Here is a 16,009-nt window from a genome sequence, read left to right as displayed (position 1 = left end):
GTCATTCAGGGCGATAGGGATAAATTTAGGATATATAATGGCTGTTCTTATAGTGCAAAAATGGTAGAGCCTAAGCATTTATATGTTCAATAAGTAAACGTTAGTATTGATGAGTATATAGTTTGATAGTCTACTTGTATCGTATTAGGTTACAAAATGGTGACCGTTAGGTTATAGTCAATAATCGAGGTTATTGTTACCTGTCCATGATCAATCATTTACCTACTATAATTCCCCTAAATTCTGATTAGTAGGTATAATAAAGTCCTCAGCTTAAGTCGCATTCGCTCATATTACGAGAAGAAAGCGATTTTTTAACTCGGTTACTGAGGGTATTCAGTCGTTTTATATTTTATCGTTACATCATGGAGTTTGGTTGTATGAGGCATTTTATTAGGATGGATCTTCCTCCTGAACCCATTATCAATGATAAATGTGTGAGGAAACGCCTCAAAAATAGTGTCTGTGATAGTTGTTCACAAGTTTGCCCTGTAGGGGCTATCTCTTTTGAGACGATGAATGCAACTATCGATAACCAGCTTTGTTACCAATGTGGGAACTGTTTGTTTTCATGTCCTGTCGATGCAATCGAAAATATCTCGCCGCATGAACGTACTTATCATAACAATCATCTGGTTATTAGCCACGATGAGCCTTTGGCAAGTGTGGAAGAGTTATTAGTTTGGCATAAGCAATACCAGATAAATGGGGTAGAAATTGCGGAGCCACTGGTAGAAAAATGGTTGCCGGTGCTGGCGGCGCTTAATATTCAGCTAAAAACGTTGCAAGAGCCTATTTGGCAATTGGTAGTAACACAACCACCAGAAATTGATAGTGGCCGTCGCTCCTTATTCTTTCGTCAAAAACTGGATGAGAATCCATTAAATAAAGGGCAAGTGAGAACGGGTTTAAATGCCCGCAAACAACTCTATCCGCAAGACAGTTGGTTCCATATTGAACTTGATGTCTCAAGCTGTATTTTATGTGGTGCGTGTGCCAAAGTTTGCGATGAACAAGCGATCCTTATTGAAGAAAATCAATTTATCTTTGATGAAAAACGTTGTACTGGCTGCATGAGCTGCCAAGTGGTGTGTTTTCCAAAATCAATTGAAGTCAAATCCCAAGTCGCCAAAAATAACCAGCCTACGGTATATCACTACTATGATGCTCAGTGCGAAAAATGTCGATTGGCTTTCTTGTCTTGGCAGCCCAACGCGCATTTATGCCCGATTTGCGCACAGCATCAGAAGCAGGGATGGTTATAATAAAAAAGCGAAACGTGCTTTTTTATTTTTTCTTGGTTAGCGATCTATTATGAAAACTTCTTTATTCGATAGGTGATGAATAAGGAAGTTTGCTATTCCCCCTAGTAAGTATTCAACCCTATTGATTGCTGGCGTTAAGTCTGAATTTAAAATAGATAATATAGCACCAAGACAAAATTAATATTTTGTGTTGTTTTTTATTTTTTACTTTAAATTGAGTCGCTGATTATCATGATAAGAGAAAATGGATATTATCATGTTTGCTATTTGATTTTAAACATTAAATATCATTCTAACTAAATTTAGTGCTACTTTTCTATTTTTTATTAAAGGGGAACTATGAGTACTCAATTCAGCAGCGAGTCGGGTAATTTCTTAGGGAAGTTAAAGACAAATGTTGATGTCAGAACAGGACAGTTTCTTGTCAGCATACCTTTCGTTAATATTATTGCTAATCAGCGTTCTGGGCCGGATCTTGCTCTATCTGTATCCTATTCGCCACTGCAAGATGCTAACTATGGTTTTGGAAGAGGGTTTTCAATAGGGATAACGATGCTCTGTTTGCGTAATAATACATTAGAGCTAAGTAGTGGCGAAAGTTATAAAATAACACCAGGAACAGTAAATGTTATAAATAAAAGGCTTAAACACTTTATATTAAAATATACAAATAATACCAATAGTCATGATGGTTATACTGTTATTTGGAAGGATGGGAAATCTGAGAGCCTCACTCTTATCGGTGAGGATTATTATGTTACCACAAAGATTATGTCAGAATTAGGCCGTGAATTATCCTTATCATGGTCATGGAGTGGTGAATACCCATTATTAAAAAGGGTTAAAGACGAATTTCAAACACTTTGTGAAATAAACTACTCGCATTATGTTAGCATTCGTGTTTTTCCAGAAACCAATGATGAGTACTTAATAAAATTTTCATTAATTAATCATGAGCAACTTAACTATATTGCTTGTGAATATGCAGATAATGCGTTTATTTATTGGCGTTTTGGCTATGAGGCATTAACTGAAAGCAATAAGCATTATCTAACGCAAATTATTTATCCTACAGGACTGACTGAGCAGGTCGAGTACAGTGAGCTGTTTGGTTTTCGTTTCCCAAGTAGCTCGGGTAAAACAGGGCGGTTACCGGTTGTTACATCATATATCATTAATCCAGGTTTTGGGCAGCAAAAAACGGTTAAACGCTACAAATATAGCGAGCATAATTTTTTAGGTTTTAATGGCGACTTTGGTGATTGGACGAGTGATAGTGATTATATTTATAAACTTTTAACAGACTATACTTATAGCTCTACAGAAACAATTTCTGATGGTAGCAGTGAAATTAAAACCACTCGTGTATTTAATAATTATCATCTGCAAATTAGTGAGGAAATAGAGCGAGATGGCTGTAAAACAAAAAATGAAATAGAATATTATGCTCAAAAATATACGCCTATTCATTTTCAGCCTGAACAGTTCCAATTAATGAAAAAACAGGTTATCACGATCACTGATAACGAGGGTAACCAAAGAAAAGAGATTAGCGAATATGAATTTGATGAACAAGGCAATCAAACTTTACAAGTAACACCCGATGGCACTCGAGTGGTCACAACATGGTATAAAGCCGAAGGGGAGGAGGATTGTCCTGCCGAAGTTAATGGGTTTATTCGGTATATGAAAGAAAAAATCACTTACCCATTAAGCAGAAAGCATAATGAGCCGATTAATAAAATCTATTATAGATATGAAAATTTGGCGAATACCTCTATTGCAGTAATCGCAAAACAACTATTTTATTCAGATGAAATACTATTTAAGTGTCTCTCTTTCAGTTATTTTCAAGATGCTAAACGCCTAGGATATGGTACGCCATCATTAATTAGAAGTACTCAATATACTTTGGGTGAAAATTCACAACATTTCACATCCTATCAGCAATTTGATTATCAATTAAATGGCGATACTATTATAAAAAAGAATACAGATATTAGCTTTGATAATATCATTACCACCACCACTCAAACGATGTCGATATTACGAGGTGTTGTACTTGAAGATATAAATCAGCTTAATGTCGTTCAAATTTATACCTATGATAAATTAGGACGCCCATCTTATAAAAAATCGGCAGTAAATACGCCTTATGAAACCTCAGTTTCTTGGAAATATTTAAAAATAGAGGAGGGGGTTATCACCATTGAAAAAGATAAATGTGGGAGTCAGTTTAAGCACTATTTTGATGGTTTAGGGCGGAAAATTCGTACAGATGTATTAGATGCTTATGATAGTAAAAAGTGGCATAAAATAGAATCTTGCCAATATGATGCATTTGGTAAAATAGTTAAACATTTGCAATATGATCACCATTTATCTGGCTTAAATACAGCCGAATTTATCTATCAAACGACGGCAAACTATGATGGCTGGGGAGAGGTTACCGCATTAACACAATCTATCGGCGTTACGGATATGATAAAGATAGACCCTATCGCCTTAACCAAAACAACATATCCTATCAATACAGAAGTAGCCTCAGCATCCCGCCACGGGAAAACGGTAATTACGCTGAATAAACAAAATCAGCAAATTGAATCTGAATATTTATTAGGTATCGATGGGAAGGTCGCTGCCGCCAAATATTATAAAAGTGACTCCCTTGGGCGCCTGTTAAAAATAACCGATGAGTTAGGGCACAGTATTGAGAACACTTACGACTGTTTTAATCGCATCGTGACTCAAAAATATGAAGATGGCACAGTGATCCATCGACAATACGCTCCCCATTCCCAGAATGAACTGGTGACGGCAATAACCGTTACTGATCGCTCCCAACAAGCGTGGTTACTTGGTGAACAACAATTTGATGGCTTAGAACGCCTAGTAAGTCAAACTGTAGGAGGAAGAACAACGCAATTTCAATATGAAAACGTTTATCCGGAACCCAGTGTAGTCATATTGCCTTCGGGAGAAAAAATTCACTTCGAATATATTCCTGAATTAGATTGTCTGACAAAAAAAGTGATGACGAGTGAAACGACACAGCAATTTGATTACGATGTAGCCACACAAAAAATAGTCTTTGCAAAATCGGAGAGCACACTCAATATAAATAAATTAAATCAACAAGGTGACTTAATAGAAGAGTATTTTTTGATTGATGACCAAGTGCGAAAAACACAATATGAGCGCACTGTTTTAGGGACCGTCGCCAAATATACAGATATTGATAACAATGAAACTCGGTATATATGGCGAAAAGACGGGCAAATAGAATCCATAATCGATGCAAATATCATCGTCACTTTTGAATATGATGAATTAGGGCGAACCGCTATCCGTAAAGCAAAAAGCACTAAAGCAGATGAATATGTAGAGATTAAATATGCTTATGATGAGTTTAATAAGGAAGTGACACGGGAAATTATTGATAGTAATGGTACGCATTTTATTATCAATAAAAGTTGGTTAGCGAATGGGTTACTCGCAACTCAAAACACATTTCGAAATACACGATTAATCCGCAGTGAGCAGTATCAATATGATGTGAGGAATCGTTTAACAAATTATTTTGTGCAAGGCAGTGAGCTTCCAAAAGATAGCACGGGAGCGAATGTTATCGAACAATTTTTTGAATACGATGCACTGAATAACTTGCGTCAGGTTGTGTCTGTATTTTCGGGGCAACAAGAAAATATCAGTACTTACCATTATGAAAATACGTTAGATCCAACTCAATTAACACGTATCACTCACTCTAACCCTCATTATCCTGCAACTGTTTTTACATATGATGCTTGCGGTAGAATGATATGTGATGAAGTAGGAAGAACATTAAAATACGATATGCTGAACCGACTCATGGATGTCAGCGTCAATGATTTAGTGAGTGCTAAGTATGGTTATAATGCCTCTAATCAACTCGTTAAACAGGAAACTCACGATAATGGCACCTATTATCTCTATTATCGTGATGATGAACTAGTTCATGAAATTAATACAAGCAAAAAGCAAAATATTCGCCTGATTAAGTCAGATCATGAGTGCTGCGCAGTGGTTGATGATAATCAACTGGTCTTTATGGCCGCGGGTCATAATGAAAGTGTGTGTTGGTCTCGTCATTCGAAAATGGAAGAAGGGGATACACATACATTTTTGCCCTATGGAGATAGTGAAATTAAAGAAAACACCTATGTGGCTTTTAATGGTGAAAGAAAAGATCCGCTGACTGGCGTTTATCATTTAGGTAATGGCTATCGTGCTTATAATCCAACGATTATGCGTTTTAACTGCCCTGATAGTTTAAGCCCATTTGGTGAAGGGGGGATCAATCCCTATGTTTACTGTAATGGAGACCCTATTAATTATACTGATCCTACGGGCCGAGCACCGGCGGCTGCTATAACTGGAATACTAGCCAACTTGGCATCTGCTTCGGCGAATATTGCATTTGCTTATATTACCTCATCATTTGCTTGGTTTGCCGGTACTACTTTTTTAACTGTGGCAGGCGAGGCACTCGGAATTGCTAGCATAGCGACCCATGATGATTCACCTGAAGCATCGAATCGGACATCAGCAAATTTGGGATGGGCTTCTATTGCACTTGGAGTGACTTCCGTTATAGCGACAAGTGGCATGTTTATATGGCGGCTAGAGAGAATGCCTATGCCAGCACCGCGTTATAGAGCACATTCTGTAGGAAACGGTCAAATTCAATTAAGAAGAGCCTCGGAAGTAGAGCATCACGACTTTTTTGCACGTAGAATGGGGCGGCGCGGTGCTATCGCTGGGGGGGAGGGAACAAGTGCAGAGAGTGGTATCTCATCAATGTCATCAAGACGCTCTTCTGTATCTTCTAATCGTGCTCAAGCAGGCTCTTTCGGATCTGATAGTGCACACTCTCATGATAGCGGGCTTTCTAGAGTTAGCCACTCGGGTGTTTCCTCTTCATCCCAAGAAGTAGAAATGATCCCCCCTTCAGCTAATAGGCGTTTAAGTGCAGAAAGTTTAGGCTCATTACAGCCAAGCCAGCAGTATGCTCAAGCATCAACTTCGCGTGCGGTTCCCTCAACATCGCGCAGTATGTATACAAATAATAGCCATATTGGCCAGCAAAAAATTAGTAATGACAAGTTAATGGGAGGAACAGCGAAAGTACAATTGGAGCGTGCGAGTGGCTATGTGACGTTGTACCCTGAAAATAGGGGGAACACACAGTTGAGTTTAATACGCCCTGATTTTGATATTTTCCGTCGAGCCTCATTTTAGTGAGGTTGAAAATATTTCAGAGATGAGTAATAAAGGAAAACAGTCGTTATTTGGCTGTTTTTTTATTTTTCTAAAGATACTAGAAATACTTTAAGAAGCTGATTTAATGCGTTTTGTTCGTCAGTGCTCAACCCCGCCACTAATCTTGCTTGATTAGCGACATGTGCTTCAATCGCTTGGTTAATTAAGGATAAGCCATCATCGGTTAATGACACCAAAAAGCCGCGTCCATCTTCTGGATTAGGATGGCGTTTAACTAACCCAGCTTTTTCAAGTTGATCAATACGATTGGTCATTGTGCCAGATGTCACCATCAGTGTAGCCAACATATCACCTGGTGAAAGAGTGTATGGGTGACCCGCGCGACGTAGTGTCGCTAATACATCAAAACTAGAGCGGTTAAGGCCAAATTGTGCGAAAACCTTCTCCATTTCACGGGTGAGGTGGAGAACAATATTACCTAGTCGACCGATCAGCCCCATCGCGCTGATATCTAAATCAGGGCGTTCACGTGCCCATTGTTGAATGATTTTATCTATACGATCCATAGGCCAATCATGACAACTATTTATCTTGACGTCAAGTTAGTTTAAAACTATCTTGATATCAAGATAAATGGGAAGGGTTTTATGATGAACCGATATACGGCTTTGTTATTAACGGCATTAGCGCCGATTGTTTGGGGAAGTACCTATTTGATTACTACTGAGATGTTACCATCGGGCTTCCCGCTAACATTGGCAGTATTAAGGGCATTACCTGCGGGATTGCTATTATTGATTTGGCTGCGTAAATTACCTCAAGGGATTTGGTGGTTACGAGTAACGCTATTAGGCATTTTAAACTTCTCGCTGTTTTGGTGGCTCTTGTTTGTTGCTGCCTATCGTTTACCCGGAGGCGTCGCGGCAACAGTAGGGGCGATACAACCACTGATTGTATTATTCTTAAGTTATTGGTTATTGAAAAGCCCACTTTCCGCATTGTCTATAGCCTCGTCTTTTGCAGGGATTGCGGGTGTGGCAATATTATTATTGACCCCTAATGCTGCACTAGATTTAACGGGAGTGATCGCGGGTATCGCCGGTGCTTTTTCAATGGCGGCAGGTACCGTGCTGAGTCGTCGTTGGCAGCCACCAGTAACGCCATTGATATTTACAGCATGGCAATTAACTGCTGGCGGGATCGTTTTATTGCCATTCGCTCTGTGGTTAGAGCCTTCATTACCATCATTAACGGTTATTAATATGATAGGGATAAGCTATCTGACTTTAATTGGTGGCGCATTGACTTATGCTTTATGGTTTAGAGGACTTGCCTTGCTAGGCCCAAGCTCTGTCGCTTCTTTAGGGTTTTTAAGTCCAGTTAGTGCTGTCATATTAGGTTGGATAGTATTAGATCAGAGCTTAAGTTTATTACAGCTTTTAGGTATGGTGGTGATATTAGGCAGCGTATGGACAAGCCAACAATCAGAAAAACGATTAGCACAGCGTAGATTACAGCAGCTAGCATAACTAGCTAAACGACGTAGTATCTATGTGGCATAAAGGGTAAGTTGCATATGAAACTTACCCTTTAATGTTATTTGAAGATAATGAAGCTAACGAGCGTAGTTCTGCTTAATGACCCGTCCGTCAGACAAAATGGCTTTTAACGATTGTGGAGGTAAATCTTTAAATACTTGCTTAGAAAAATTGGCCATGATTATTGAGCCATCACTGAAGCGAGTTTCTTGTACCCAGCCTTGATTATCAAGCCATTGAAAGCCGACCATTTTTTGATCCCATAAAGCCTCGTGTAGTGGCCGATAAACACTGTTAGATTTCATCATGGCGGGGAGGCGCTGGTGAAGGGTGCTACGGCTTAAATTGTATAAAGGCGCGGTATTATATAACTGGCTGAGTAACTCTCTCGTTACCTGTACTTCGGGGAATTTGAGGTTATCAAAGGTCCAGTGATGAGTACTAATAATAGTATCATGGAAGACAGCTTGGTACATTGGGAGACGCCAACGGGGATCAAATACAACGGTTAAATAAGGTTGTTTTAATTTTGCTTGTTTAAAAAAGGTCGCTGGTTCACTTTCAGGCCACCAGGCACCTAAATAGTAAGGAGAATGCTTATCTTTATGGATACTAGGATCGCCCCAACCAAAACCCCACGTTTCCATCCCGTGGGCAAACATTAAATGCTTTGCTGTTAAGGCATTGCCATCTTCAGATCCTAAAGGAATTCTAAGGTTTTTTTCAATCCACTGCATACGTGCATTACGGGCGTGTGTCATTTGCTCTGCACTTGTGCGATTTTCTGGATTATAGTCATTTGTTACCATCGCTGTACCATCGACATCAAGGAATAAACTATTCGTTGATGAAAGCTCAAGTAATTTTCTGATCCTATCTTGTGAATAACTTAACATGCAGCCTGGATTCAGGTAGTAACCTTTGCCACTAAACCCAGCTAATTTGGTGCCTTTTTCCTGCACAATGGCGCATTTTTCGCGTAATTCGTTGGTGACTTGAGCGGTAAGCCATTGGTCATTTGTACCAACAGGGATCCCGGTATCATAGGAGTCATAACTGCCAATTAAATAACCCAGCTCGATGGCTTGTTCAACTGCTTGAGGCTGATAAAAGGTTACGGTCCAATTATCAACTCCTAACCAAAGTTTATCTAGTCCTCTAATGTTGAGCTGGTTAATCAGTGGAATTGATAAACCTTGCCCCCAGTTTTCGCTTGCGATTAACCATGGCCCTAACTGCTGTGTAACAACTTGCTTTATTTTTTGTGCTTGTAGCTTCTGAGAGTATAAAAAATCACTATCGTCAGGTGTTTTTTGATTAGGAACGATACGCTTGAAGGCTTCATTCAAAGCTCCAACTAAGTATGGTTGCTGCCATTTTTCAGGCGGTGAGAGCTTAATCTTTTTGAATGCTTCTTGCGCTTCTTGTTCTAGTGCATCCCAAATAGACTGACCATTCGGAGATTGTAAATATTGGCTTAACCCTTGCCAATCTTTAATATCTTGCTGATCAAGCAACCCTTTACCCCATACATAAATGTGAGTCGCACCAATTAGCTTTTGTCCATCGGGGATATCCGCGAATTTTTCTCGTAATGTTTTAATTTCACCCTTTGATTCTAAATATTGGCGGTAAGCGAAAGCGCCATCCAATGGGGTATCGCCAATTGAGAGTATTACATCAAAGGGACGGTTTAGATTAAATTGGTCAAAGACATGACGAGCAGACATTTTCAGCTGTTTAGATTGGGTCGTAAAATCAATCTGATTACCAAATGGATTTGCCATTAACCAGCTATAAACGTGTTTTTGCTGTTGGCCCCATAATGGGAGTTTAAGGTCATAGTTAGTATCAATCCCATTTTGTTCATTGATTAAATACTGTTGCCATATGGGATTGTCAGTGGGGATGTGACTGCCTTCACCTAACGGCAAATATAGCGCTGAAACTGTGATAGGAGATTGATACCAAAAGAGTTGTTGAGTTTGTGTTGTGGTAAAGCGTAAATGAAGTTGTTTACCTTCAAGATGAGCCGTCACTTCCATCTGTTTATCTGGCCAATACCACTTGGCGCTATCTGCACCCGAGTTAAGCTTTTCAACAGGGGTATACTGAGTGCCTTCATTAATGATCTCATCTTGATAAGTCATTTTTAAGGTTTCGGGTTCAATGGCGATAGAAAAATCAGTATTTTCTAGCGTTATGCCGTGAGCGATTGAGCTAATAAATAGTAGGGCTACGGTAATTTTGCAGGAGTATTTGGTCATTTAATTATAAACTCTACTTTTATAAAATATTTTAATGTGATTAATGAAATTCTAACTTGAGCGAAAAGAAATCAAAATCAGATTTAAGTATAGATAAAAACTCGAATTAATCGCGTTAAGTTGAATATATTGGCTAATCAAATTATTGCTTATTAAACAATAACTGTGACATTAATCGTCGATGTCTGCTGTTAATATCGGCCGGAATGTTTGAAATGATTAATTTTTGTTTACCAATAATGGGAGAAAAGTCGGGATGTAGTACTATGTAGTACTATAAGAAACGAGAAAATAGCTTGGTATACCTGTGCTTAATCGCTTTGAACCATCAGATTAAAAAGCAATGATAATGTAGTTTTGTGAGAAGCGGATCACTCATTACCGGTTATACTATGAACGTTATTTAGTTAATTTGGATTGAGGTGAATATGCTGTTTTCGGATGAAGACAATAGGTTGTTAATTGCCGAAGATGCTTTCTTATTAAAAGGTTTTTTATTAGGGAATGGGCAGGCATTGATATCAGCACTTGATGAGGTGGTAGAGCAATCACCTTTTCGATATATGGTGACACCTGGTGGATATGGTATGTCAGTGGCGATGACCAACTGTGGCCCTTGGGGATGGGTAACTGATCATAAAGGTTGTCGGTACCAAAAGAGTGACCCTGTCACAAATAAGCCTTGGCCCGAAATGCCGACAATTTTTATCGAATTAGCAAGGAAGGCCGCTGAAATGGCTGGTTTTTATCATTTTTCACCAGATGCATGCTTAATCAATCGTTATTCTGTTGGGGCAAAATTATCACTACATCAAGACAAAGATGAAATGGATTTTTCTCAACCGATCGTCTCTTTTTCTCTAGGGCTACCTGCAACATTTGATTTTGGTGGCTTAACTCGTGAAGGGCCCAAGACAGCACTACTATTAGAGCATGGTGATGTGGTGGTTTGGGGGGGGAAATCTAGGCTAAATTACCATGGCGTACGTAGCATTAAAGCAGGATGCCATCCGGTTTTAGGGGAATTTAGAATCAATATCACTTTTCGGCGTTGCCAGTAAAAAAGGACGTCGCTGATAAGCTAATAATGTCTATACAGATAAAAAGAATATAACCCCTTATTTTGCTCATAAATTTTTGTTGTAATAATTTTAAAAACTACTTGAGAAAGTTTAAACAGCATTAAAACGACTGATGTCGTTCAGGCTATTGAAGATTGCTGTGTATCCGAATATAAATAGTGCTATGAAAAATATTAACAAAAACAGCACTGGGAATAATGATGTACAGTTTTCAAAATGATTATAATGAAATAGCACACCCCGCAGTCATGAAAGCGCTAAATGATTTAGTTGGAAGCCGTTTTGATGGTTATGGAACAGATAAATATACTCAACAAATTGCGGAGAAAATTAAGTCTAGAATAGGGCGTACAGACGCAGATATTCACTTTTTTAATGGTGGTACGATCACCAATTTAACAGCCATTTCCCATGTTTTGCGTCCACATCAAGCCGTAATTGCCGTCGATTCTGGGCATATTGCGACCCATGAAACAGGGGCTATTGAAGCAACAGGCCATAAGGTCCTCACCGTTAGCTCAGACTCCGGTAAACTTGAACCAAAGCATATTCAGGCGGTACTTGCCGAGCATAGTGATGAGCATGCAGTACAACTCAAATTAGTCTATATCAGTAACTCAACAGAAATAGGTACTGTATATCGTAAACATGAACTTCAGGCTCTAAGGGAGGCCTGTGATCAATATGGTTTGTGGCTATTTATGGATGGGGCGCGTTTAGCATCTGGATTAATGTCGAACAAGAGTGATTTAACAATCGAAGAAATCGCTCAAATGACGGATATGTTCTATATCGGTGGAACAAAAATAGGCGCTTTTTCAGCAGAAGTATTGGTGCTTTTAAATCCTGCACTTAAGTCTGATTTTCGCTATACCCTAAAACAAAAAGGCGCTTTGCAAGCAAAGGGTTGGTTGTTGGCAGCACAATTTGATGCACTGTTTAGCGATGACCTATTTTTTCAATTGGGGGCATATGTTAATGATAAAGCGACACAGCTAGTGAACCTTTTTGAGGAAAAAGGTTTTGGTTTCCTTGCGCCACCAGAATCTAATCAAATTTTTGTGGTTTTACCTAACGAACTTGCGACTAAATTGATGTCTCATTACGTATTGCGTAAGATTTGTGAGCCTGAGGCAGGGAAAAGCTGTTTGCGCCTTTGTACTTCCTGGTCAACAACTCAGGAAGATGTTGATAGATTTATTTCAACATTTAACTCATTAATTTAATAACAATTTATCAACCCCGAAATTAAATTTGGGGTTGATATGCTTAATGCTATAAGAGCGAATGGAGTTAGTTTGTTAGCTTAGCACTCATAGCGTAATAGGAAATAAGCTTAATATATCAATGGCTTTACGATTTATCTCATAATACAAATCGGATCATGAGTGCAAAATAAACGTTTTTCTGTTGTAAGGGATTGTTTGTATGCCATGGACTTTTTCTCACCCAGCAGTGGTGTTTCCATTAAAACAATCTAAGCTTGGTCGATGGCTTAGTTTACCAGCACTAATTTTGGGGAGTTTAAGCCCAGATCTGCTTTATTCTTTTGGGCTGTATCAAATAGCGGCACAAGCCCATCATGTCGTTGGATGGTTTTATACGGGGCTGCCAATTTGCTTGATTATTTATGTTGTGACTTATTGGCTCCGAGTTCCGTTATCAAAGGTGGTACCATTTCAGTTTCCCCAAAATTGGCGGTGGAGCACAAAAAATGGCGCCATCCTGATATTTTCATTTTTTCTCGGAGCGCTAACACACATTATTTGGGATTCATTTACTCATGATACAGGGGCTGTTGTTCGTCATTTTACATTTCTTAAATCAAATTTAAATATTATGACGGATAGCCAAGAGATTGCTATTTATAAGCTATTGCAGCATGCGGGCTCTTTATTCGGTGCACTGTATCTGTGTTATAAATACTGGCAGTACCATTATCGACAAAGCCAAGAAAATCAATGGGAAAATATTCATAGACTTAAAAACCTTTTTGTTATTGCTATTATTTCGGCCTTTTTAGCGGCACCGCTCGCGTACTATTTAGTGCCCAAAGAGCCACATTTGCATATTAACCGGTTGGTCTACCTCGAATTAACATTAGCGGTTCCATTTTTCTTTGGTTTATTAACTGTGTTTGCCTTATGGAAACAATATACCCTCATCACCGTGAACGAAAAGTAAAAGTGCTATGTAAAATAAAACTCACCTTGCTGTTATATCTTGGTAAGATAGCCTTTAATATTGTAGTTACGGGGTAACTTTATGTTTATTTGGGTAGATGCTGACGCCTGTCCGAAAGTGATTAAAGAAGTGCTGTACCGCGCGGCAGATCGCGAGAAAGTTCAGATAACGTTCGTCGCTAATCAACGGTTAACCGTTCCTCCTTCAGCCTTTTTGCGTACCTTGCAAGTTCCAGCAGGGTTTGATGTGGCAGATAATGAAATAGTACGTCGTGCACAATTGGGTGATTTAGTGATTACTGCTGATATTCCTTTAGCGGCGGAAGTGATGGAAAAAGGCGCTATTGCGTTAAATCCAAGGGGAGAGCGCTATAGTGAAGCGACCATTCGTGAGCGTTTAACAATTAGAGACTTTATGGATACGATGAGGGCAAGCGGTGTACAAACAGGGGGACCTGCAAGTCTAAGTCAACGTGACCGGCAACAATTTGCAAATGAACTAGATAAATGGTTATTGCAACGTAGGAAAGCATTAACCCAATAATGGTTGGGGTTTATGATGTCACCTTAAAGCCGTTAAAACCGTTCTAAGGTGACATGTCATATATATTCATTACGGTACTCTTATTATCCGAAGATCAGTCGTCACTGTCTAATTTTGGTTTACAGGTGTACACCCAAGCTGGTGGAAAATTTAGATAAACCCTCTTTTTGGTAAAGGAAAAGTAACGTGAGAACATGGACTCACACCCTTGAGTATATTGAAATAATATAAGGCTTCCGTTGTTTTTTATTAACCTCTCTTGTACCTTTTTGAGAATTTTCATCCCCATCTTCTTTCTTAGTGAACGAAAAGGGATCCCTGAAATAACAATATCATAATCACCCGATAGATATTCTGCTGAGCAATGATGAATTGTTGTTCGATGATCGTCTATCTTCTGCAAAATTTTAATGAAATCATTATTGATTTCATAGAGTTCTAAATATGCTAACGATGACATTCGTTGCAAAATATATTGCGTTATAACACCGTTACCTGCACCGATTTCTGCGATTTTATAACTGTTTCTCCAATCAATATTGTTGAGCATGGTATTACATAACCAACGAGAAGAGGGCAAGACAGTTCCCATCTTAGTTGGCGATGCGATAAAATTTTTCATATAAAGTGGATAGTGATTTATTTGGTAAAAAAAAGATATTTTCATATTGTGTACCTATAGTAGGGTTTTTTAGGCTCTTATTTATACCGGTAGACCACATTCACTACAGAATTTCGCTTCTTTATTTAAGATTGAGTTGCACTGTTTACATCGCATAATATTTTGATATTGCTGATTAACATCAGAGTAGCTATCGCGATTTTGATATTCATATTGGTCATGTTGGCGACCATGTTTAGAATAACCGCCATGACCTGAATAACGCCCATGTTTTGAATATCGAGAATGCTTGCCTAAGCCAAATAACCAACTGAGAAATGACATGATACAGTCCTCCATCGTTGAACAGGTTTATACTATAAACCTTGGATATAGCACCAAGCTCAATAATTTTTATGCATAATTACAATTAATTACACTGAAAATTTATTTAATAACAAAATTTGACGCTAATAGTTAAATCTCTATAAGAAATAAGAAAGATAAAATATGAGGTAGGCTTAATGGCAGGAATAGATTAATTTTATATCAGTGTATGGCGTACATATTAGGGTCATTTATTTAACTTATGCATATGAGATATAAAGTCTCAAAGCGCTTATTGTAAAACAGTTATAAGCGCGAGAGAAATTAAGCGCTGACGCTATTAAGATGTTGGGTTGTCAATGTGTTCTGTACTGTGGTTATTGGCCCTCATGATTTGGGCGGTGATGAACATATTCAATAACTGTGCCATCGGGATGAACTGCATTAAAAGCCCTTCCGGTTGGTACATCTTGTAGTGGGAAAATAATTTTCGCGCCTTGTTCGACTAATTTATCGTAATAAGGTTGCACATCATCAACGAGGAATGTCGTATGAGTACTCGTAAAGGGGGCCAATTTGTCATCTGGCCCTTCAATGATCAAGAAAGCACCTACCATGGCAAGACGCAGTTGGTGCTCAGGGAAAGGGAAAAAACCGTCTATAGTGACTTGTTGCAGTTGTTCGTAAAACGCAATGCTACTTTCTAATTCACCTTGCTTCACGAAAACACGAGCCATCACACGTGGGGTAGTTAAATGCTCGCTTGAAGGGTGCTTGCGCCAAAGTTGTGTTAATTTCATTGCTATCATTTCCTTTTTGGGATCCAGCCACTTTGAAAATACAAGCAAATTAATAAAATATCGAGGGCGTTTTGAGTCAATTTTATTCTAATATCTATCAATAAGGTATAAGTTACCCATCGATGTTATTACGCTATTGA

Annotated in this window: 12 protein-coding genes; 7 read left to right on the top strand and 5 right to left on the bottom strand. The window is 38.7% G+C overall.

The window, feature by feature from the left end:
• Positions 1-380 precede the first annotated feature (380 nt).
• Positions 381-1,265: a 4Fe-4S binding protein gene (locus tag PSF11_RS02655; RefSeq protein WP_040133138.1), complete on the top strand. Its 885-nt coding sequence runs from the start codon at positions 381-383 to the stop codon at positions 1,263-1,265.
• 339 nt (positions 1,266-1,604) lie between these two features.
• Positions 1,605-6,545: an RHS repeat-associated core domain-containing protein gene (locus PSF11_RS02650; RefSeq protein ID WP_072502262.1), complete on the top strand. Its 4,941-nt coding sequence runs from the start codon at positions 1,605-1,607 to the stop codon at positions 6,543-6,545.
• Between the two features lie 62 nt (positions 6,546-6,607).
• Here the strand turns inward: PSF11_RS02650 and PSF11_RS02645 are convergent, their stop codons facing one another.
• Entirely contained in the window at positions 6,608-7,093 is a 486-nt protein-coding gene (locus PSF11_RS02645; protein WP_060561018.1) for a MarR family winged helix-turn-helix transcriptional regulator, read from the bottom strand.
• Positions 7,094-7,174: 81 nt separating this feature from the next.
• Here PSF11_RS02645 and PSF11_RS02640 point away from each other — a divergent pair, with 81 nt between their 5' ends.
• Positions 7,175-8,056 carry an EamA family transporter gene (locus tag PSF11_RS02640; protein WP_376739121.1) on the top strand — a complete coding sequence of 294 codons (882 nt, stop codon included), beginning with the start codon at positions 7,175-7,177 and terminating at the stop codon, positions 8,054-8,056.
• 86 nt (positions 8,057-8,142) lie between these two features.
• Here PSF11_RS02640 and PSF11_RS02635 read toward each other — a convergent pair whose 3' ends face one another.
• On the bottom strand, positions 8,143-10,332 hold the full coding sequence (locus PSF11_RS02635; protein ID WP_036940279.1) for a glycoside hydrolase: 2,190 nt from the start codon (positions 10,330-10,332) through the stop codon (positions 8,143-8,145).
• 428 nt (positions 10,333-10,760) lie between these two features.
• Between PSF11_RS02635 and alkB the strand changes: the two genes are divergently transcribed.
• The 4 genes from alkB to PSF11_RS02615 all read left to right on the top strand — a co-directional run bounded on the left by alkB (position 10,761) and on the right by PSF11_RS02615 (position 14,141).
• The gene (gene alkB, locus PSF11_RS02630; RefSeq protein WP_072502263.1) at positions 10,761-11,393 is read left to right on the top strand and encodes a DNA oxidative demethylase AlkB; all 633 of its coding nucleotides are present in this window, start codon (positions 10,761-10,763) and stop codon (positions 11,391-11,393) included.
• A gap of 221 nt (positions 11,394-11,614) precedes the next feature.
• Positions 11,615-12,640, top strand: coding sequence for a threonine aldolase family protein (locus tag PSF11_RS02625; RefSeq protein ID WP_072502264.1), 1,026 nt, complete (start codon positions 11,615-11,617; stop codon positions 12,638-12,640).
• Positions 12,641-12,842: 202 nt separating this feature from the next.
• Positions 12,843-13,598, top strand: coding sequence for a DUF4184 family protein (locus PSF11_RS02620; RefSeq protein ID WP_060561022.1), 756 nt, complete (start codon positions 12,843-12,845; stop codon positions 13,596-13,598).
• An 81-nt stretch (positions 13,599-13,679) separates the two neighbouring features.
• A complete protein-coding gene (locus PSF11_RS02615; RefSeq protein WP_004919887.1) occupies positions 13,680-14,141 on the top strand; it encodes a YaiI/YqxD family protein in 462 nt (153 codons plus the stop codon).
• Positions 14,142-14,235: 94 nt separating this feature from the next.
• Here the strand turns inward: PSF11_RS02615 and PSF11_RS02610 are convergent, their stop codons facing one another.
• From PSF11_RS02610 to PSF11_RS02600, 3 genes are all read right to left on the bottom strand, one after another.
• Positions 14,236-14,808, bottom strand: coding sequence for a class I SAM-dependent methyltransferase (locus PSF11_RS02610; RefSeq protein ID WP_004919889.1), 573 nt, complete (start codon positions 14,806-14,808; stop codon positions 14,236-14,238).
• 36 nt (positions 14,809-14,844) lie between these two features.
• A complete protein-coding gene (locus tag PSF11_RS02605) occupies positions 14,845-15,087 on the bottom strand; it encodes a zinc ribbon domain-containing protein (RefSeq protein WP_004919892.1) in 243 nt (80 codons plus the stop codon).
• A 359-nt stretch (positions 15,088-15,446) separates the two neighbouring features.
• Positions 15,447-15,869 carry a VOC family protein gene (locus tag PSF11_RS02600; protein WP_036940287.1) on the bottom strand — a complete coding sequence of 141 codons (423 nt, stop codon included), beginning with the start codon at positions 15,867-15,869 and terminating at the stop codon, positions 15,447-15,449.
• Positions 15,870-16,009 lie beyond the last annotated feature (140 nt).

The sequence above is a fragment of the Providencia sp. PROV119 genome (assembly GCF_028482435.1).
GTDB lineage: Bacteria > Pseudomonadota > Gammaproteobacteria > Enterobacterales > Enterobacteriaceae > Providencia > Providencia stuartii.
The sequence above is the reverse complement of the archived record's forward strand: the minus strand, read 5'-3'. Positions and strand labels throughout refer to the sequence as shown.